General features: G+C 62.2%; 15 protein-coding genes. 7 read left to right on the plus strand and 8 right to left on the minus strand.

Annotated features, from left to right (window positions below; genetic code table 11):
- Positions 1-63: 63 nt before the first annotated feature.
- Complete coding sequence (locus AZF01_RS15635; protein ID WP_024706711.1) at positions 64-711, minus strand: arylesterase; 648 nt, start codon at positions 709-711, stop codon at positions 64-66.
- A 110-nt stretch (positions 712-821) separates the two neighbouring features.
- Here AZF01_RS15635 and AZF01_RS15640 point away from each other — a divergent pair, with 110 nt between their 5' ends.
- Both AZF01_RS15640 and AZF01_RS15645 read left to right on the plus strand, forming a co-directional pair.
- On the plus strand, positions 822-1,517 hold the full coding sequence (locus tag AZF01_RS15640) for an ABC transporter ATP-binding protein (RefSeq protein ID WP_036236005.1): 696 nt from the start codon (positions 822-824) through the stop codon (positions 1,515-1,517).
- Positions 1,517-4,066, plus strand: a complete 2,550-nt coding sequence (locus AZF01_RS15645; protein ID WP_061449711.1) for an ABC transporter permease — start codon at positions 1,517-1,519, stop codon at positions 4,064-4,066. The genes AZF01_RS15640 and AZF01_RS15645 overlap by 1 nt, the downstream gene beginning before the upstream one ends.
- 22 nt (positions 4,067-4,088) lie before the next feature.
- On the opposite strand, the gene AZF01_RS15650 is transcribed toward AZF01_RS15645, so the two are convergent.
- Both AZF01_RS15650 and AZF01_RS15655 read right to left on the minus strand, forming a co-directional pair.
- A complete protein-coding gene (locus tag AZF01_RS15650; protein ID WP_081725749.1) occupies positions 4,089-5,012 on the minus strand; it encodes a helix-turn-helix transcriptional regulator in 924 nt (307 codons plus the stop codon).
- 134 nt (positions 5,013-5,146) lie between these two features.
- On the minus strand, positions 5,147-5,347 hold the full coding sequence (locus tag AZF01_RS15655; RefSeq protein ID WP_024707704.1) for a hypothetical protein: 201 nt from the start codon (positions 5,345-5,347) through the stop codon (positions 5,147-5,149).
- A gap of 280 nt (positions 5,348-5,627) precedes the next feature.
- On the opposite strand from AZF01_RS15655, the gene AZF01_RS15660 reads away from it, so the two are divergent.
- Both AZF01_RS15660 and AZF01_RS15665 read left to right on the plus strand, forming a co-directional pair.
- The gene (locus tag AZF01_RS15660) at positions 5,628-6,404 is read left to right on the plus strand and encodes a Bax inhibitor-1/YccA family protein (protein WP_024707703.1); all 777 of its coding nucleotides are present in this window, start codon (positions 5,628-5,630) and stop codon (positions 6,402-6,404) included.
- Positions 6,405-6,483: 79 nt separating this feature from the next.
- The gene (locus AZF01_RS15665) at positions 6,484-7,017 is read left to right on the plus strand and encodes a GNAT family N-acetyltransferase (RefSeq protein WP_024707702.1); all 534 of its coding nucleotides are present in this window, start codon (positions 6,484-6,486) and stop codon (positions 7,015-7,017) included.
- A gap of 6 nt (positions 7,018-7,023) precedes the next feature.
- On the opposite strand, the gene AZF01_RS15670 is transcribed toward AZF01_RS15665, so the two are convergent.
- Entirely contained in the window at positions 7,024-7,419 is a 396-nt protein-coding gene (locus tag AZF01_RS15670; RefSeq protein ID WP_024707701.1) for a DUF2794 domain-containing protein, read from the minus strand.
- Between the two features lie 259 nt (positions 7,420-7,678).
- Between AZF01_RS15670 and AZF01_RS15675 the strand changes: the two genes are divergently transcribed.
- On the plus strand, positions 7,679-8,833 hold the full coding sequence (locus tag AZF01_RS15675) for a GNAT family N-acetyltransferase (protein ID WP_081725748.1): 1,155 nt from the start codon (positions 7,679-7,681) through the stop codon (positions 8,831-8,833).
- A 140-nt stretch (positions 8,834-8,973) separates the two neighbouring features.
- Here AZF01_RS15675 and AZF01_RS15680 read toward each other — a convergent pair whose 3' ends face one another.
- Positions 8,974-9,546 carry a hypothetical protein gene (locus tag AZF01_RS15680; RefSeq protein ID WP_024707699.1) on the minus strand — a complete coding sequence of 191 codons (573 nt, stop codon included), beginning with the start codon at positions 9,544-9,546 and terminating at the stop codon, positions 8,974-8,976.
- A gap of 113 nt (positions 9,547-9,659) precedes the next feature.
- Positions 9,660-10,262, minus strand: coding sequence for a hypothetical protein (locus AZF01_RS24075; RefSeq protein WP_024707698.1), 603 nt, complete (start codon positions 10,260-10,262; stop codon positions 9,660-9,662).
- Between the two features lie 73 nt (positions 10,263-10,335).
- On the opposite strand from AZF01_RS24075, the gene AZF01_RS24080 reads away from it, so the two are divergent.
- Positions 10,336-10,887 carry a DUF2975 domain-containing protein gene (locus AZF01_RS24080; RefSeq protein WP_024707697.1) on the plus strand — a complete coding sequence of 184 codons (552 nt, stop codon included), beginning with the start codon at positions 10,336-10,338 and terminating at the stop codon, positions 10,885-10,887.
- Positions 10,888-10,890: 3 nt separating this feature from the next.
- Positions 10,891-11,106 carry a helix-turn-helix transcriptional regulator gene (locus AZF01_RS15695; RefSeq protein ID WP_024707696.1) on the plus strand — a complete coding sequence of 72 codons (216 nt, stop codon included), beginning with the start codon at positions 10,891-10,893 and terminating at the stop codon, positions 11,104-11,106.
- 33 nt (positions 11,107-11,139) lie between these two features.
- On the opposite strand, the gene AZF01_RS15700 is transcribed toward AZF01_RS15695, so the two are convergent.
- Positions 11,140-12,066 carry a carbohydrate kinase gene (locus tag AZF01_RS15700; protein WP_024707695.1) on the minus strand — a complete coding sequence of 309 codons (927 nt, stop codon included), beginning with the start codon at positions 12,064-12,066 and terminating at the stop codon, positions 11,140-11,142.
- A gap of 83 nt (positions 12,067-12,149) precedes the next feature.
- Positions 12,150-12,845 (minus strand): orotate phosphoribosyltransferase, encoded by a 696-nt coding sequence (locus AZF01_RS15705; RefSeq protein WP_024707694.1) that lies wholly within the window; start codon positions 12,843-12,845, stop codon positions 12,150-12,152.
- Positions 12,846-12,891: the final 46 nt, after the last annotated feature.

A 12,891-nucleotide genomic window follows, 5' to 3' on the forward strand; every position in this document is an offset into this window, starting at 1 on the left:
CGAGCTCCCCGAATCTGCTAGTCACCCCTCCAGCGAATCATCTAAGCCATGTTGACGCAAGCGTTAATTTGTTTGTCCCCCGATAGTGTCGATGAAGGCTCTTACGGCAGGAAGCGTGTTTTCGACCATTACCGCGACGCCGTCGGCATTGGGATGCATGCCGTCGGAAAGCTGCAGCGCCGCATTGGCGGCGACGCCTTCAAGAAAGAACGGATAGAGGGGAACGCCGTATTCTTCGGCAAGCGCATCGTAGAGCGGGTTGAAGGCTTCCGCGTAGTCAGCCCCCATGTTCGGCGGCGCCATCATGCCCATCAGCATCACCGGAATCTGCCGCGCCTGGAGGCGCTCGATGATGGCCGCGAGGTTCTCCTTCACCGTTTGCGGCGCGACGCCGCGCAGCGCGTCATTGGCGCCGAGCTCGAGGATAACCCCGTCCGTGCCGTCGGGCACCGACCAGCCGACCCGCGCCAGGCCGCCGCTCGTGGTATCGCCGGAAACGCCGGCATTGGCGATGGCGACCTGATAGCCGGCATCCCCGAGCGCTGCCTCAAGCTGCGCGGGATAGTCCTCGCCCGGGCCGAGCTCATAGCCGGCGACCAGGCTGTCGCCCAACACCACGAGGTCGACCGGTTCACGCGCTTTTGATGGCGTGGCCGCGGCAAGCGCCGCGAGAAACGCAAAAACAATCGGCACCGTCGCTTTCAATCGCATCATCAGGCTCCTAAATCCTTTTCATACCCGTTCGCCGGTCCATCCGGCGAGGCGGGCCGTAATGCCTATATGTGTTCGCCTCGCCCGCAATTTCAAAGCAGGACCGTCTTTTGTCTGAAAATCTCATCACGCTCGACAATGCCCACCTCACCCTTGGCAAGGGGTCCGCCGCCGTCCATGTACTCAAGGGCATGTCCGTTGAAATCGGCCGGGGCGAATCCGTCGGCATCCTAGGCCCCTCCGGATCCGGCAAGTCGACGCTTCTGATGGTGATCGCGGGTCTGGAGCGGCTCGACAGCGGCGAAATCACCATTGACGGCACCGCGCTTTCCGGGCTTTCGGAAGATGCGCTGGCGGCCTTTCGCGGCGAAAATATCGGTATCGTCTTCCAGTCCTTCCATCTCATCTCCAATATGACGGCACTCGAAAACACCGCCATTCCGCTGGAGCTTGCCGGCCGCGCCGATGCCTTTGAGCGCGCACGCGCTGCGCTTGAGAGCGTCGGCCTCGGCCACCGGCTGACGCATTACCCCGGCCAGCTTTCCGGCGGCGAGCAGCAGCGCGTGGCGATCGCCCGCGCGCTCGCCCCCGAGCCCTCCGTACTGATCGCCGACGAACCGACCGGCAATCTCGACGGCGACACCGGAAGCCAGATCGCCGACCTTCTGTTCGACCGCCAGCGCGACAGCGGCACCACGCTGGTGCTCGTCACCCACGACCCGGCGCTGGCCGCGCGCTGCGACCGGCAGGTTCAGGTCCGCTCCGGCGAGATCATCGGCCATGAGCGCGCCGGGGCCGCCGAGTGATGCAGGCAAACCGGATCGACCTTTCGCTTGCCCTGAAATTCGCGCTGCGCGAAATGCGCGGCGGGCTTTCGGGCTTCTACATTTTCCTCTCCTGCATCGCGCTCGGCGTCGCCGCGATCGCTGCGGTCAACTCCGTCTCCGATGCCGTCAATGCCGGCATTGCCGAACGCGGCCGCGAGATCCTTGCCGCCGATATCCGCTTCGAGCGCGACAACGAGGCTTTGGTGGGCGACGAACTTGCCTATGTCGAGGGCCTCGGCACGATGTCGCAATCGGTGACCATGCGCTCGATGACCAGGCTGCCCGACGGCTCGGACCAGTCGCTCGCCGAAGTGAAGGCGGTCGACGGCCTCTATCCGCTCTATGGCACGGTGATCTCCGACCCCGCCATGCCGCTTGATGCGGCGCTGTCCAGGAATGATGACGGCCGCTTCGGCGTGCTCGTCGCGCCACTTCTCGCCGAGCGGCTCGGCCTTGCCGCCGGCGACACGCTGCTCCTCGGCAATGCCGAGCTCCGGGTCTCCGGCACGCTCGAACAGGAGCCGGATTCGCTCTCCGAAGGCTTTGCCTTTGCCCCTCGCATCCTGATTTCCCGCGATGCACTTGAGGCATCCGGCCTCGTCCAGCTCGGCAGCCTTGCCGAATATGCCTACCGCGTCCGCCTTCCGGCCTCCGCGCCCGATCCGAACGCGGTCAAGACCGCGGCCGAGGAAGCTCTCCCCGATGCCGGCTGGTCGGTGCGCGTGAGCGACCGCGCCGCACCGGCGCTGAGCGAAAATGTCGACCGGCTTTCCGAGTTCCTCACGCTGGTCGGCCTTGCGACGCTGATCACCGGCGGCGTCGGCATAGCCAATGCCGTCAGCGCCTATCTGGAAAGCCGCAGGCGCGCGATCGCCGCCTTCAAATGCCTCGGCGCGCCGGCCAGTATGGTGGTCGCCATCTACTTCCTTCAGATCATGCTGGTGGCGCTGATCGGTATCCTCGCGGGCCTTGTCTTCGGCGCGATCATTCCGCTGATTGCACTGCCGCTCCTCTCCTCGCTGCTCGAGATCGCCATTCCCGCGGCGGTCTTCCCGCTGGCGCTTCTGATCGCTGCCCTTTTCGGCCTTCTGACCGCGATCGCCTTTGCCATCCTGCCGCTCGCCGCCGCCCGCAACGTGCCGGCCACGGCGCTTCTGCGCGAACACGGCTTCGACGAGGGCGGACGCCCGGCATGGCCCTTCGTGGCGGCGGCGACCGCCACGCTTGCCGCGCTGGCGGCGCTCGCCATCTTCACGGCAGACGAGCGTTTCGTCGCGAGCGTCTTCCTCGCCTCGGTTGCCGGCGCTTTTCTTGTGCTCCGGCTGGTAGCCGTCGCCATCAAATGGCTGGCGCGCCGCGCGCCGCACACGCGCGCTCCATCCTTGCGCCTTGCCATCGGCAATATCCACCGGCCCGGCGCGCTTACCGGCTCGGTCGTGCTGTCCCTCGGCCTCGGGCTCACGCTGCTGGTGGCGTTGGCGCTGATTGACGGCAACCTGAACCGCGAGCTTTCCCGCACGCTTCCCGAAAGGGCGCCGGACTTCTTTTTTATCGACATCCAGGGCAATGAGGTCGAAGGGTTCGGCGACCTCCTCGCGGAGGAAGCCCCGCAGGGCGAACTCTCGCTCGTCCCGATGCTGCGCGGACGAATCTTGGCACTGAACGGTATCCGCGCTTCCGAATGGGAGGCCCCGCCAAACGCGCGCTGGGTGCTGCGCGGCGACCGCGGCATCACCTATGACGCCGATCTTCCGGAAAACTCGACTCTTGCCGAGGGCGAATGGTGGCCGGAGGACTATAGCGGCGAGCCGCTCGTCTCCTTTGCCGCCGAAGAAGGCGGCGAACTCGGTCTGAAGCTCGGCGACACCGTCACCGTCAGCGTGCTCGGGCGCGAGATTACCGCGCGGATCGCGAACTTCCGCGCGGTCGAGTGGGAATCGCTGTCGATCAATTTCGTCATGGTGTTTTCCCCCAACACCTTTGCCGGCGCTCCGCATGCCTGGCTGGCGACGCTGACCAATCCGGACGGCAGCACGGAGACAAACGCCGAAATTCTCGGTGCCGTGACCCGGACCTTCCCGACGGTCACCACGATCGAGGTCCGGGCAGCGCTCGAGATCGCCGGCGCGCTCGTCGGCCAGCTTGCCACAGCCATCAGGGCGGCGGCAGCGATTGCGCTCATTGCTTCGGTGCTGGTGCTTTCGGGCGCGCTTGCAGCCGGAAACCGACGGCGCGGCCATGATGCGGTCATCATGAAAACACTCGGCGCCACACGCCCGGCGCTGATCCGCGCCTTCGTCTATGAATATCTGATCCTCGGCGCGATGACCGGCCTCTTTGCCCTTGTCGCGGGATCGGCGGCAGCCTGGTACGCACTGACCCAGATCATGATGCTGCCGTTTGCCCTGCTCCCCTCTGTCGCGCTCGCGACCGTCTGCGGCGCGATCCTCGTCACCGTCGCCATCGGGCTTTTCGGTACATGGCACCTTCTCGGACAAAAGCCTGCGCTCTATCTGCGCGAGCTGTAACTTGAATATCCATGAACTGAATTTATCCGCGCAAGACGACAAATGAATCCTGACTTGGCAATTGTCTATTATAGGTCTCGAGTTCCGCGTTGGCTTGATCTATTTCGACAACCTGAGCATCAAGAAGCATCTGCTGGTACTGATCATCAGTCCGAATTAGTATACACTCGCAAGAAAAAGCTGGATCGTTTCTCATAGATGGCGCTGTCAACAATACAGAGAAGCAATTATAATCTTCTGTATATTCGTTTGATATCATGTATTTTGGCTTTTTGTTACTACCCACAAAAGTGTACCCAGAGAAAACCAACTCCCTTTGATCGGTTATCGCCACGCCACCTTCCATCCGCATTGAGCCCAAATTAGATCCCTTGGCGCCAAAAAGCCGCCTGCTTTCCTCAAAGCGAAAAGCCTGATCACTCTTGAAAATGACGAATGCACTTTTGGCAACCTTCGCAGAGGGATTGGCGATCGAACGACGAAATAACCAGTAGTTTCCAGTGAAACGACTCAGATGCCGTTGGGAATCCAGATCGAAGCGACCTTCGATCCTCAGCAGTCCACCCACAATTCTAGAAGCAGCCGTCTTCGCATTTACTCGAACAGAGTGACTCAACGCTTCGTCAAACTCATCGAGCGGAAAATCCCGGAAGAAAATCGATGCTGGCAGATTCAAGGCATCGGCCAATCGATAGCATCTATCGGCGACCGGAACAGTCTCACCTGCGAACCATTGCGAAATCGACGAAGGGGTGACACCCAGCAGGTCTGCCTGTGCTTGCCTGCCTCCCTCTATCTTAGATAGCGCTTTCAATACACGTTCTCGATCGACGATTAAGCGCTTACTATTCTTATCCCTCATGGGAGATTTTGCCCTGTCCTTACTGCCCGCTGCGTCGCAAAATACCATTTCTGTCGAGACTATATTCGAAAGGGAGAGAGTCATGCAAACTCTTGCTTACTGCATGTTGATTGCTGCATATATGGTCCTGCTCTTTACGCACTAAAGCTCCGTTGCAGGCATTCAAGTTAGTCAATGCCTGCAACCTCATTCTTGGCCTGCCTAATAACTTTGAAGTGCTATTTTCTGCGCAGCGTTTCCATCAGTTCCTCGTTGCGGCGGTCGGCGAAATAGTTCTGCACCGCAAACAGCGCCCAGAGTGCCGCCACCGGCCAGCCGATCAGCGTGAGCTGCAGGATCAGGCAGATGATGCCGGAAATCGGCTTGCCGATGGTGAAAAAGGAAAGCCAGGGCAGAATGACGGCGATGAAATAACGCATGGAGAAAGCCTCTCTTTCAGATGGTCCCGCATGACAAGGCCGGACGATTTCCTGCTAGATGGGGCGCGCGCGATGCGTTTTTGAGGCCAGGCAGGGCGTTTCTTACGAAAATTTGAGAAAGCGCCGTCGCTTTTCATTCCTGAATGCCTTGTATCCCATTGCCGTTCCTATCATATTGTTGGCAGGCTTGCTGGAGCCCCCCAGCGGCGCCTGGGATATTGCATTTTTGCCGCATTTTCCCGACACCGTGATCAACGAGGGGCTTTTTAAGAGGAAATTGATGGCTGATCTTCGTAACTATCAGAACCGCGCGCAGGCGGGAGCGCACGCGAGTGCTGAAATCGATCAGGGCCTGCGCGCCTATATGCTGCGCATCTACAATCTCATGGCGCTTGGCCTGGTGATCACCGGCGTGATGGCTTTCGGCCTGAGTTCGCTCGCCACCACCACGGACCAGGCAGCATCCGTTGCGCAGCTGCCCAACGGCATCCTGCTGACGAGCGTCGGCGCCGCCGTCTACGGCTCGCCGCTGAAATGGCTGGTCATGTTCGCGCCGTTGATCGCGTTCTTCTTCCTGGCCTTCAGGGTCAACAAGATGAGCGTCAGCGCCGCGCAGACCTCGTTCTGGGTCTATGCCGCGCTCACAGGCCTGTCGCTGTCGTCGATCTTCATCATGTACACGACGGCCAGCATCGTGCAGACCTTCTTCATCACCGCGGCCTCGTTCGGCGCCCTGTCGCTTTACGGCTACACCACCAAGCGTGACCTGTCGGCCATGGGCTCCTTCATGGTGATCGGCCTGTTCGGCATCCTGATCGCCATGGTGGTCAACATCTTCCTGCAGTCGAGCGCGCTTTCCTTCGCCGTTTCGGTGATCGGCGTTCTGGTCTTTGCAGGCCTGACCGCCTGGGACACGCAGAAGCTCAAGGAAATGTACTATGAAGGCGACGGTCATGAAGTCGCCGGCCGCAAGGCCGTCATGGGCGCGCTGACGCTCTATCTCGACTTCATCAACATGTTCCTGTTCCTGCTGCGCCTGCTCGGCAACCGGAACTGATCGAGAAAAATCCTATGCGTTCAAGGCGGCCTGCGGGCCGCCTTTTTCATGTCCTGAGCCAGCAGGAGCCGCAGCCCTCATGTCCATCACGATCCGCCCCGCAACGCCGGAAGACATCAACACCATCACCGAGATCTACGCCGAGAGCGTTTTGAACGGCGTCGCGAGCTATGAGCTCGAACCGCCGAGCCGCGCTGAAATGCGCAAGCGCATGGAAGCGGTCACGGCCGGCGGATTTCCCTATCTTGCTGCCGTGGAGAATGAAGCGCTCCTCGGCTATGCCTATGCCAGCGCCTTCCGGACCCGTCCGGCCTACCGGTGGCTCGTCGAAAATTCGGTCTATCTCGCGCCTCAGGCACGCGGACGCGGCATCGGCAGGCTGCTGCTCGAGCGGTTGGTGGAAGATTGCGAGACACGGGGTTTCCGCCAGATGGTTGCCGTCATCGGCGGCGCGAGCCCGGCCTCGATCGCGCTTCACAGAGCCTGCGGCTTTGCCGATGCCGGGCAGTTGAAGGGCACCGGCTTCAAACATGGCCGCTGGCTGGATACGGTGTTCATGCAGCGTCCGCTCGGAGAGGGCGACCGGTCCGAACCGCTGCCGCTTTCGCTCTGACCCGGCCTATTTCTCGACGAGCTTCAGCTTGCGGTCGAAGACCTTCAGCACCTGGCGCAGGTCGTGGCCGCGTTTCAGCACCATGCCATGGGTATTGGTGACGCTGAAGGCGCCCTGTTTCGCCGCCAGCTTCGGGTTCTTCTCGATCCGAAACAGCGGCAATTCGCCGGATCTCTTAAACACGGAGAAGACCGCCTTGTCCTTCATATGGTCGAGGGCGTAGTCGCGCCACTCCCCCTCACCGACCATCCGTCCGTAGACCCAGAGGATCGCATCGAGTTCGCGCCGGTGAAAGGTCACGGGCAGCGGCTCGGCCTTTCCGCCTGGCCTGAACTGGGAAAGATCGACGACATTGCTGTCGCCAGCTCCGTCGTTGCGTTGCGTGTCCGGCTTCTGCGCCATGCTTTTCCGCCTCGCATCTTGATGACATTCACACGACAGTCTGCCCGCTTCGGACAGAATTGCAAGAGCCGCCCGGTACCCGTCTTCGAAAGTGCCGACCAATAATTTGTTAACCCAGACGGCTTATCAATTCGGCAAGGGTTCTCGATCAGCAGTGCGTATCCATGTGTCCAGTCCTCAAAAGTCCGCTCGCCTCCGGCGCGTTTGAACGGCGTCCGGCCTCCGCGCGCCGCCACGGCGGACGAAAGGCGACGCGCCGATGAGCATCATCCGCAAGGATCTCGGACCGAGGCCTCCTGCACGGCTGAAATCGAAACTCTCGGTCGTGCGGCCCGGCAAGGCCGTTGCCGACCTCCGTCTGGAATTGAGAAGCGGCGGCGAGTTCTCCATTTTTTCCGAGGCCCCGGATGACCTCGAGCCGGCAATCGATCGCCTCGCCAACCAGGCCATCGAGGCAAATCCCTTCCAGTCGGCCGCTTTCGTGATGACGGCGCTCGGGCAAAGCCATGCTCATCAGCGCCTTGCGCTCGTCGAAGACACGGCCGGCGAGGCCGGCGCGCTTGCGGCGCTCATGGGCTTTTCAGTTACGGACCGCGGCTCGCATATGGTCGCGTCAGCTGCGCAAGGCGGGTATCACGCGCCGCTGATCGCACGTCACCGGCCGATGGCCACCATTGACCAGCTGTTCGAGGCGCTGGCCGGTTCGCTTGCCAATCTTCCGGGCATCATCGCCTTTCCGGCGCTTCTGGCCGATGGCGCCTTCATGCGCTCGGCACGCGCCGTGGCCGCCGCCCGCGGCCTCGCCTTCCGCGTTGCAGGCGCCTTCCGCGGCCGCGCCCTTTCCGGCAGGATGGATCCCACAGGCGCTCTCTCTCGGGCGGAGCGCGAGGCCTGGCAGGATAATCTCGGCAAATGGGAAGCGCTGCGGAGGAAGGGGCGGATCGCCTATCACGTCGCCCGCAACCCGCGTGAAGTCTCCGCCGCGCTGCAAGACCTTTCGCTTCTGTGCGACACGCCCGAAAATGCCAGCCGCTTTTCAGCCTTCGTCCCGGTGGCCAGGCTTCTGTCGGAGAACGACCGGCTCAGAATCCATGCGCTCTATCTCGAAGACCAGTTGATTGCGGCGGCCATACAGCCGGTGCATATGGGCGCGGCATGGGTCTGGAAAATGCTGGTGCGGCCGGACATGGAGGCGCTGGCGCTGGGCGAACAGTTGATGATGCGGTTGACCGAGTTCAATCTCGGTGATGCCAATATCGCCGTCACCCGGGTTGCGCCCGGCGCCGGCCCCTTTCTCGCCGAACGATTCTGGCCCGGAGAAGACGGCTATGCCAGCCTGCTCGTGGCGCTGCGCCCGGGCATGGAGCGCGCCCTCGACAGCGTTGCCGCGACATACGAGGACGCTGGCGCATAAAACGCCAGTCACTAGATCGTTTCCGCATTTCCTGGAAACGCGGAAATGATCTATCTATTTGTTTCAACGCATTTTCGTGGACGTCAGATGTTTCCATCTGACTGCGAAATGCTCTATGGCGCAGACCTGCGGTTGATGCTTCAAGAGCAGGATTTCAGCCGCGATTCCTCTGGCCGGTTCATCAGCGCGAAAATGTCGATATCCTGAAGCAGAGGGTGGAAACCCTCCTCCGTTCCGGCTTCGATCAGGACGTCGAGCGGCACGGCCGGCGCGATCATCGGCCCGTTCCAGCAGGCCGCGTCGAGATCGACCGAGAAGCCCGGCCTGGCCCCACCGGCCTCGCGGGCTGCGGCCATCTCCTGCTGCTGGTCCCTGAGCGCCAATGCGTCGGTCGGCGACAGACGCAGCACGGTCAGCTTCTGGCCGGGTTTGCGGAACTCTGCCACCGTCGCAGCCTCCTGCCCGGCATCCGCCGCCACAAGCGTGTAGTCCCGGCTGATCTCGCCGGAACCGGATTTCTGGTAAACGGTCAGAACGATCTCATTCTTCGGCAGCCGGAGTTCTTCGGGCGCCAGCACCGCAATCCTGAGGGATGCCGGATTGGCCGCGATCGGCGACGGGATCGTCGGTTTGGCGCCCGGCAGGAAATTCAAGGAGCAGGCGGAAAGAAGAACAAGACCGGAAGCAACCATGAGTTTTTTGAAATCGGGCATACTGGGCGTCACAAATATGGTTAATAATCATTCATACTATCGGCGATAGCTTAAAGCCGAGTAAAGAGCAGAGCGGCCCGTTCCATGCCCGTCATTCCCCGGAGGAGCTCTCGCTACAGGCCGCCAGCCGGCCCTTCCCGGCAATCGGGCAACCGTTCGCGTCCACGGCTTTCCAGCAGCCTGCCGATTTTCGCGTCCCTCATCAGGTCGATGGGCGGCTGATCGGGTTCGAGGGTGAGCGCGACATCGACGGTCATGCCGGAAAGATCCGCGCCGCCCACGACACAATGCGCCGTAAAGGACACCGAGAGCGCGCCCTTGCCGTCGACGCCCTCCTGCTTGTCACGCCGGATTTGGGCAAGAAGCGCGGCCATGCGCGCCGCATCCTCCGGCGCGAGCACGAGATCGACCGTATCCCGCGCGCCGCCGGCCAAGCGGTCCGCCGCGGCCGGCGTCCGGCGCGACACCCTCAGTCCCGCCTCTTCCTCCAGACGTTCGTGGCCCGGTACGTCCCAGCGCAGGGCAAGCGCCAGATCATTGTCGTCGACCGGCAGCGCCGCCGGCTTGGTCACTTCGATCACCAGCGTGGCCGGATCGGCGTCAAGCGGCGAAACGGCCTCGAGCGCGGCCGGCGCGACGCCGCCAATTGTCGAACAGGCCGCCGGCACCAGCAGGCCGATGAAGCAACAGGCGCGAACAAGAAAGGACCGGATCATAATTTTCCCTCGGTTGACATCAATTTCTTGTTGTTTTACGATAATTTTATCTCGTAAAACAAGAGGCATTCCTATGAATTCGAATAATGCGATCGCGCTTTCCAGATTATGCGGCCAGATGAAGCTCCTGACACGGATCATTCAGGCCGGTCTTGCAGCGGGCCTCGCCTATGCGGCCTGGACGGCCTTTGTCCGGCCGGACCGGGTCTCGACCTGGCTTGCCGATGCGCTCGACATTGCCGTCGCCGTGACGCTGACGCCGGCAACGGGGCTGGCGCTTTTCACGCTCTTCGCGCTCTTAGCGGGGGTGTTTTTCTACGGACTGCAGACCGTCTGGTCGCTGTTCGACAGGCTCCAGCATGACAGTCCGTTTTCCCATGAGGTCGCGGCGCTTCTGCGCCGTGCGGGCCTGATCGCGCTGGCCGGGGCCGTTGCCGGCCTTGTCCTGCATCCCGTGGCAACGCTTCTGGCGACGATCGCCAACCCGCCCGGCAGCCGGGCGCTGGCGATCGGGCTCGGCAGCGATCAACTGATGCTGTTCCTGCTCGCAGGGCTGCTGTTCGTGATGGGTCACGTGATGGTGCTCGCCACCGCGATCAACGAAGACTATCAGCGTTTCGTCTGACCCATGCCGATCATTGTCAATCTCGATGTCATGCTCGCCCGCCGCAAGATGCGGGCGAAGGTCCTCGCCGAACATGTCGGCATTACCGAGCAGAACATTTCGCTGCTGCGCTCGGGCAAGGTCAAGGGCGTGCGGTTTGAGACGCTGGAGAAAATCTGCGAGGCGCTCGACTGCCAGCCGGGCGACATCCTCGAGTATCAGCCGGAGGACACCGGCTGATTACCTTTCGCCAACAAAGCGGGAAACGAGACGTCAGAGCCCGATTTCATGCGCGTAGGGTGGATTCGCGCCGGCGCGGGAGACGGTGACGGCGGCGGCCTTGGCGCCGAGCGCCAGCGCCTCGGCGATCGCCTCGGGCGCAAGCGTGCGGATCTGCTCCTTGGTCAGGAGACCGGCGATATCAAGCGAGGCCAGAATACCGGCATCGAACGTGTCGCCAGCGCCGACGGTGTCGACCACCTCGACCTTTTCGCTCGGCACCTCGACCTTGTGCTCTCCGGTGTAACCGATCGCGCCGTCCGCGCCGCAGGTGATCACGACAAGGCTCGCCCCGGCCGCAATCCAGTGACGCGCCTTGTCGTCAAGCGAGCCTTCAAGGCCGAACCAGTCGAGATCCTCGTCGGAGAACTTGACGATATCCGACTTCGCCGCCATCCGCTCGATCCGCGCCCGGTGGCTGTCGGCATCGGTGATGAAGGTCGGGCGAATATTGGGGTCGAGCGAGATCACGCGCCTGTCCGCCTCGCGCATCAACAGAGCCTCGTAGGTGGAGCCGCAGGGCTCGGGGATGAGGCTGATCGCGCCAAAATGCATCGCCGCACAATCATCGCCGATCTCAGGCAGATCGTCCCCGGTGATCATCCGCCCCGCCGTGTTCTCGTCGTAGAAAGCGTAACTTGCCGAGCCGTTGATCAGCTTGACGAATGCAAGCGTCGTGGGACGGTCGGAAACGGCGACATAGGAATGATCGACCTTCGACGCATCCAGCTTTTCGCGGATGATGTCGCCCATCAGGTCGGACGAAATGCCGGAGAAGAAGCCCGTCTTGCGTCCGAGCCGCGCAAGCGCGACCGCCGTGTTGCAGACCGCGCCGCCCGCGTAGGGGGCAAAGGCAGGCTCGCCCCTGTCCGTCTCGCGCGGCAGCATGTCGATCAGGGCTTCCCCGCAGCATAGAATCATTCATCTTCTCCCAATTTCTGTAAGGCGTCCGTGCGCCGGGTCGCGGCAGTTCGCCCGCCAACCGAGGCGGGCGTTCCTTCTCCTCAGACGATCAGTTCCTCAAGCCCGCCGCGCGCCCGCGACCAGTCCATCGGATGGTCGAGGAAGGCGCCGACGGCATCGAGCGTCGCCTGATCGGCGAGCCCGTCCTTGCGCGCGACCGCAAGCACGTCCTTCCAGGTGGCGATATAATGAAGGGCAACGCCGCCTTCGCGGAAACGTCTCTCCGCCTCGCCGAAAATCCCATAATAGAACAATGCCATGCCGTGTTCCACCACGCCGCCGGCCGTGCGGATGGCGTTGATGAAGTTGAACATGGAGCCGCCGGCCGTCGTCAGGTCCTCGATCACCAGCACGCGCGCGCCCTTGGGCAGATGGCCCTCGATCTGCGCGTTCTTGCCGTAGCCCTTCGGCTTCTTGCGGACATAGATCATCGGCAGTTCCAGGCGATCCGCCAGGAAAGCGGCGAAGGGAATGCCGGCCGTCTCGCCGCCGGCGATGCAATCGAACTTTTCGAAGCCCGCATCGGCAAGCACCCGGGCGGCGGCAAAATCCATCAGCGTGGAGCGGATGCGCGGATAGGAAATCAGCTGCCGGCAATCGATATAGACGGGGCTGACCAGGCCGGAGGCAAGCTTGTAGGGCTCGTCCGGCGAAAAGTGAACGGCGCCGATTTCCCACAGCATGCGCGCCATCAGATCGCCCATCACCGCGGGCTCCGCGAAACTTGCTCTGCTCATCTCAACAATCCTCTTGTGCTGCGGCTTTTCGGAATGCGGGGAGGAG

Origin of the sequence: Martelella sp. AD-3 (assembly GCF_001578105.1) — a bacterium.
Classification (GTDB): Bacteria; Pseudomonadota; Alphaproteobacteria; order Rhizobiales; family Rhizobiaceae; genus Martelella.

What these genes read in the sequence shown, in the direction of transcription:
- AZF01_RS15635 (WP_024706711.1), bottom strand. Translation starts at nt 711, where the DNA reads ATGCGATTGAAAGCGACGGTGCCGATTGTTTTTGCGTTTCTCGCGGCG.
- AZF01_RS15645 (WP_061449711.1), top strand. Translation starts at nt 1,517, where the DNA reads ATGCAGGCAAACCGGATCGACCTTTCGCTTGCCCTGAAATTCGCGCTG.
- AZF01_RS15650 (WP_081725749.1), bottom strand. Translation starts at nt 5,012, where the DNA reads ATGACTCTCTCCCTTTCGAATATAGTCTCGACAGAAATGGTATTTTGC.
- AZF01_RS15655 (WP_024707704.1), bottom strand. Translation starts at nt 5,347, where the DNA reads ATGCGTTATTTCATCGCCGTCATTCTGCCCTGGCTTTCCTTTTTCACC.
- AZF01_RS15660 (WP_024707703.1), top strand. Translation starts at nt 5,628, where the DNA reads ATGGCTGATCTTCGTAACTATCAGAACCGCGCGCAGGCGGGAGCGCAC.
- AZF01_RS15665 (WP_024707702.1), top strand. Translation starts at nt 6,484, where the DNA reads ATGTCCATCACGATCCGCCCCGCAACGCCGGAAGACATCAACACCATC.
- AZF01_RS15670 (WP_024707701.1), bottom strand. Translation starts at nt 7,419, where the DNA reads ATGGCGCAGAAGCCGGACACGCAACGCAACGACGGAGCTGGCGACAGC.
- AZF01_RS15675 (WP_081725748.1), top strand. Translation starts at nt 7,679, where the DNA reads ATGAGCATCATCCGCAAGGATCTCGGACCGAGGCCTCCTGCACGGCTG.
- AZF01_RS15680 (WP_024707699.1), bottom strand. Translation starts at nt 9,546, where the DNA reads ATGCCCGATTTCAAAAAACTCATGGTTGCTTCCGGTCTTGTTCTTCTT.
- AZF01_RS24075 (WP_024707698.1), bottom strand. Translation starts at nt 10,262, where the DNA reads ATGATCCGGTCCTTTCTTGTTCGCGCCTGTTGCTTCATCGGCCTGCTG.
- AZF01_RS24080 (WP_024707697.1), top strand. Translation starts at nt 10,336, where the DNA reads ATGAATTCGAATAATGCGATCGCGCTTTCCAGATTATGCGGCCAGATG.
- AZF01_RS15695 (WP_024707696.1), top strand. Translation starts at nt 10,891, where the DNA reads ATGCCGATCATTGTCAATCTCGATGTCATGCTCGCCCGCCGCAAGATG.
- AZF01_RS15700 (WP_024707695.1), bottom strand. Translation starts at nt 12,066, where the DNA reads ATGATTCTATGCTGCGGGGAAGCCCTGATCGACATGCTGCCGCGCGAG.
- AZF01_RS15705 (WP_024707694.1), bottom strand. Translation starts at nt 12,845, where the DNA reads ATGAGCAGAGCAAGTTTCGCGGAGCCCGCGGTGATGGGCGATCTGATG.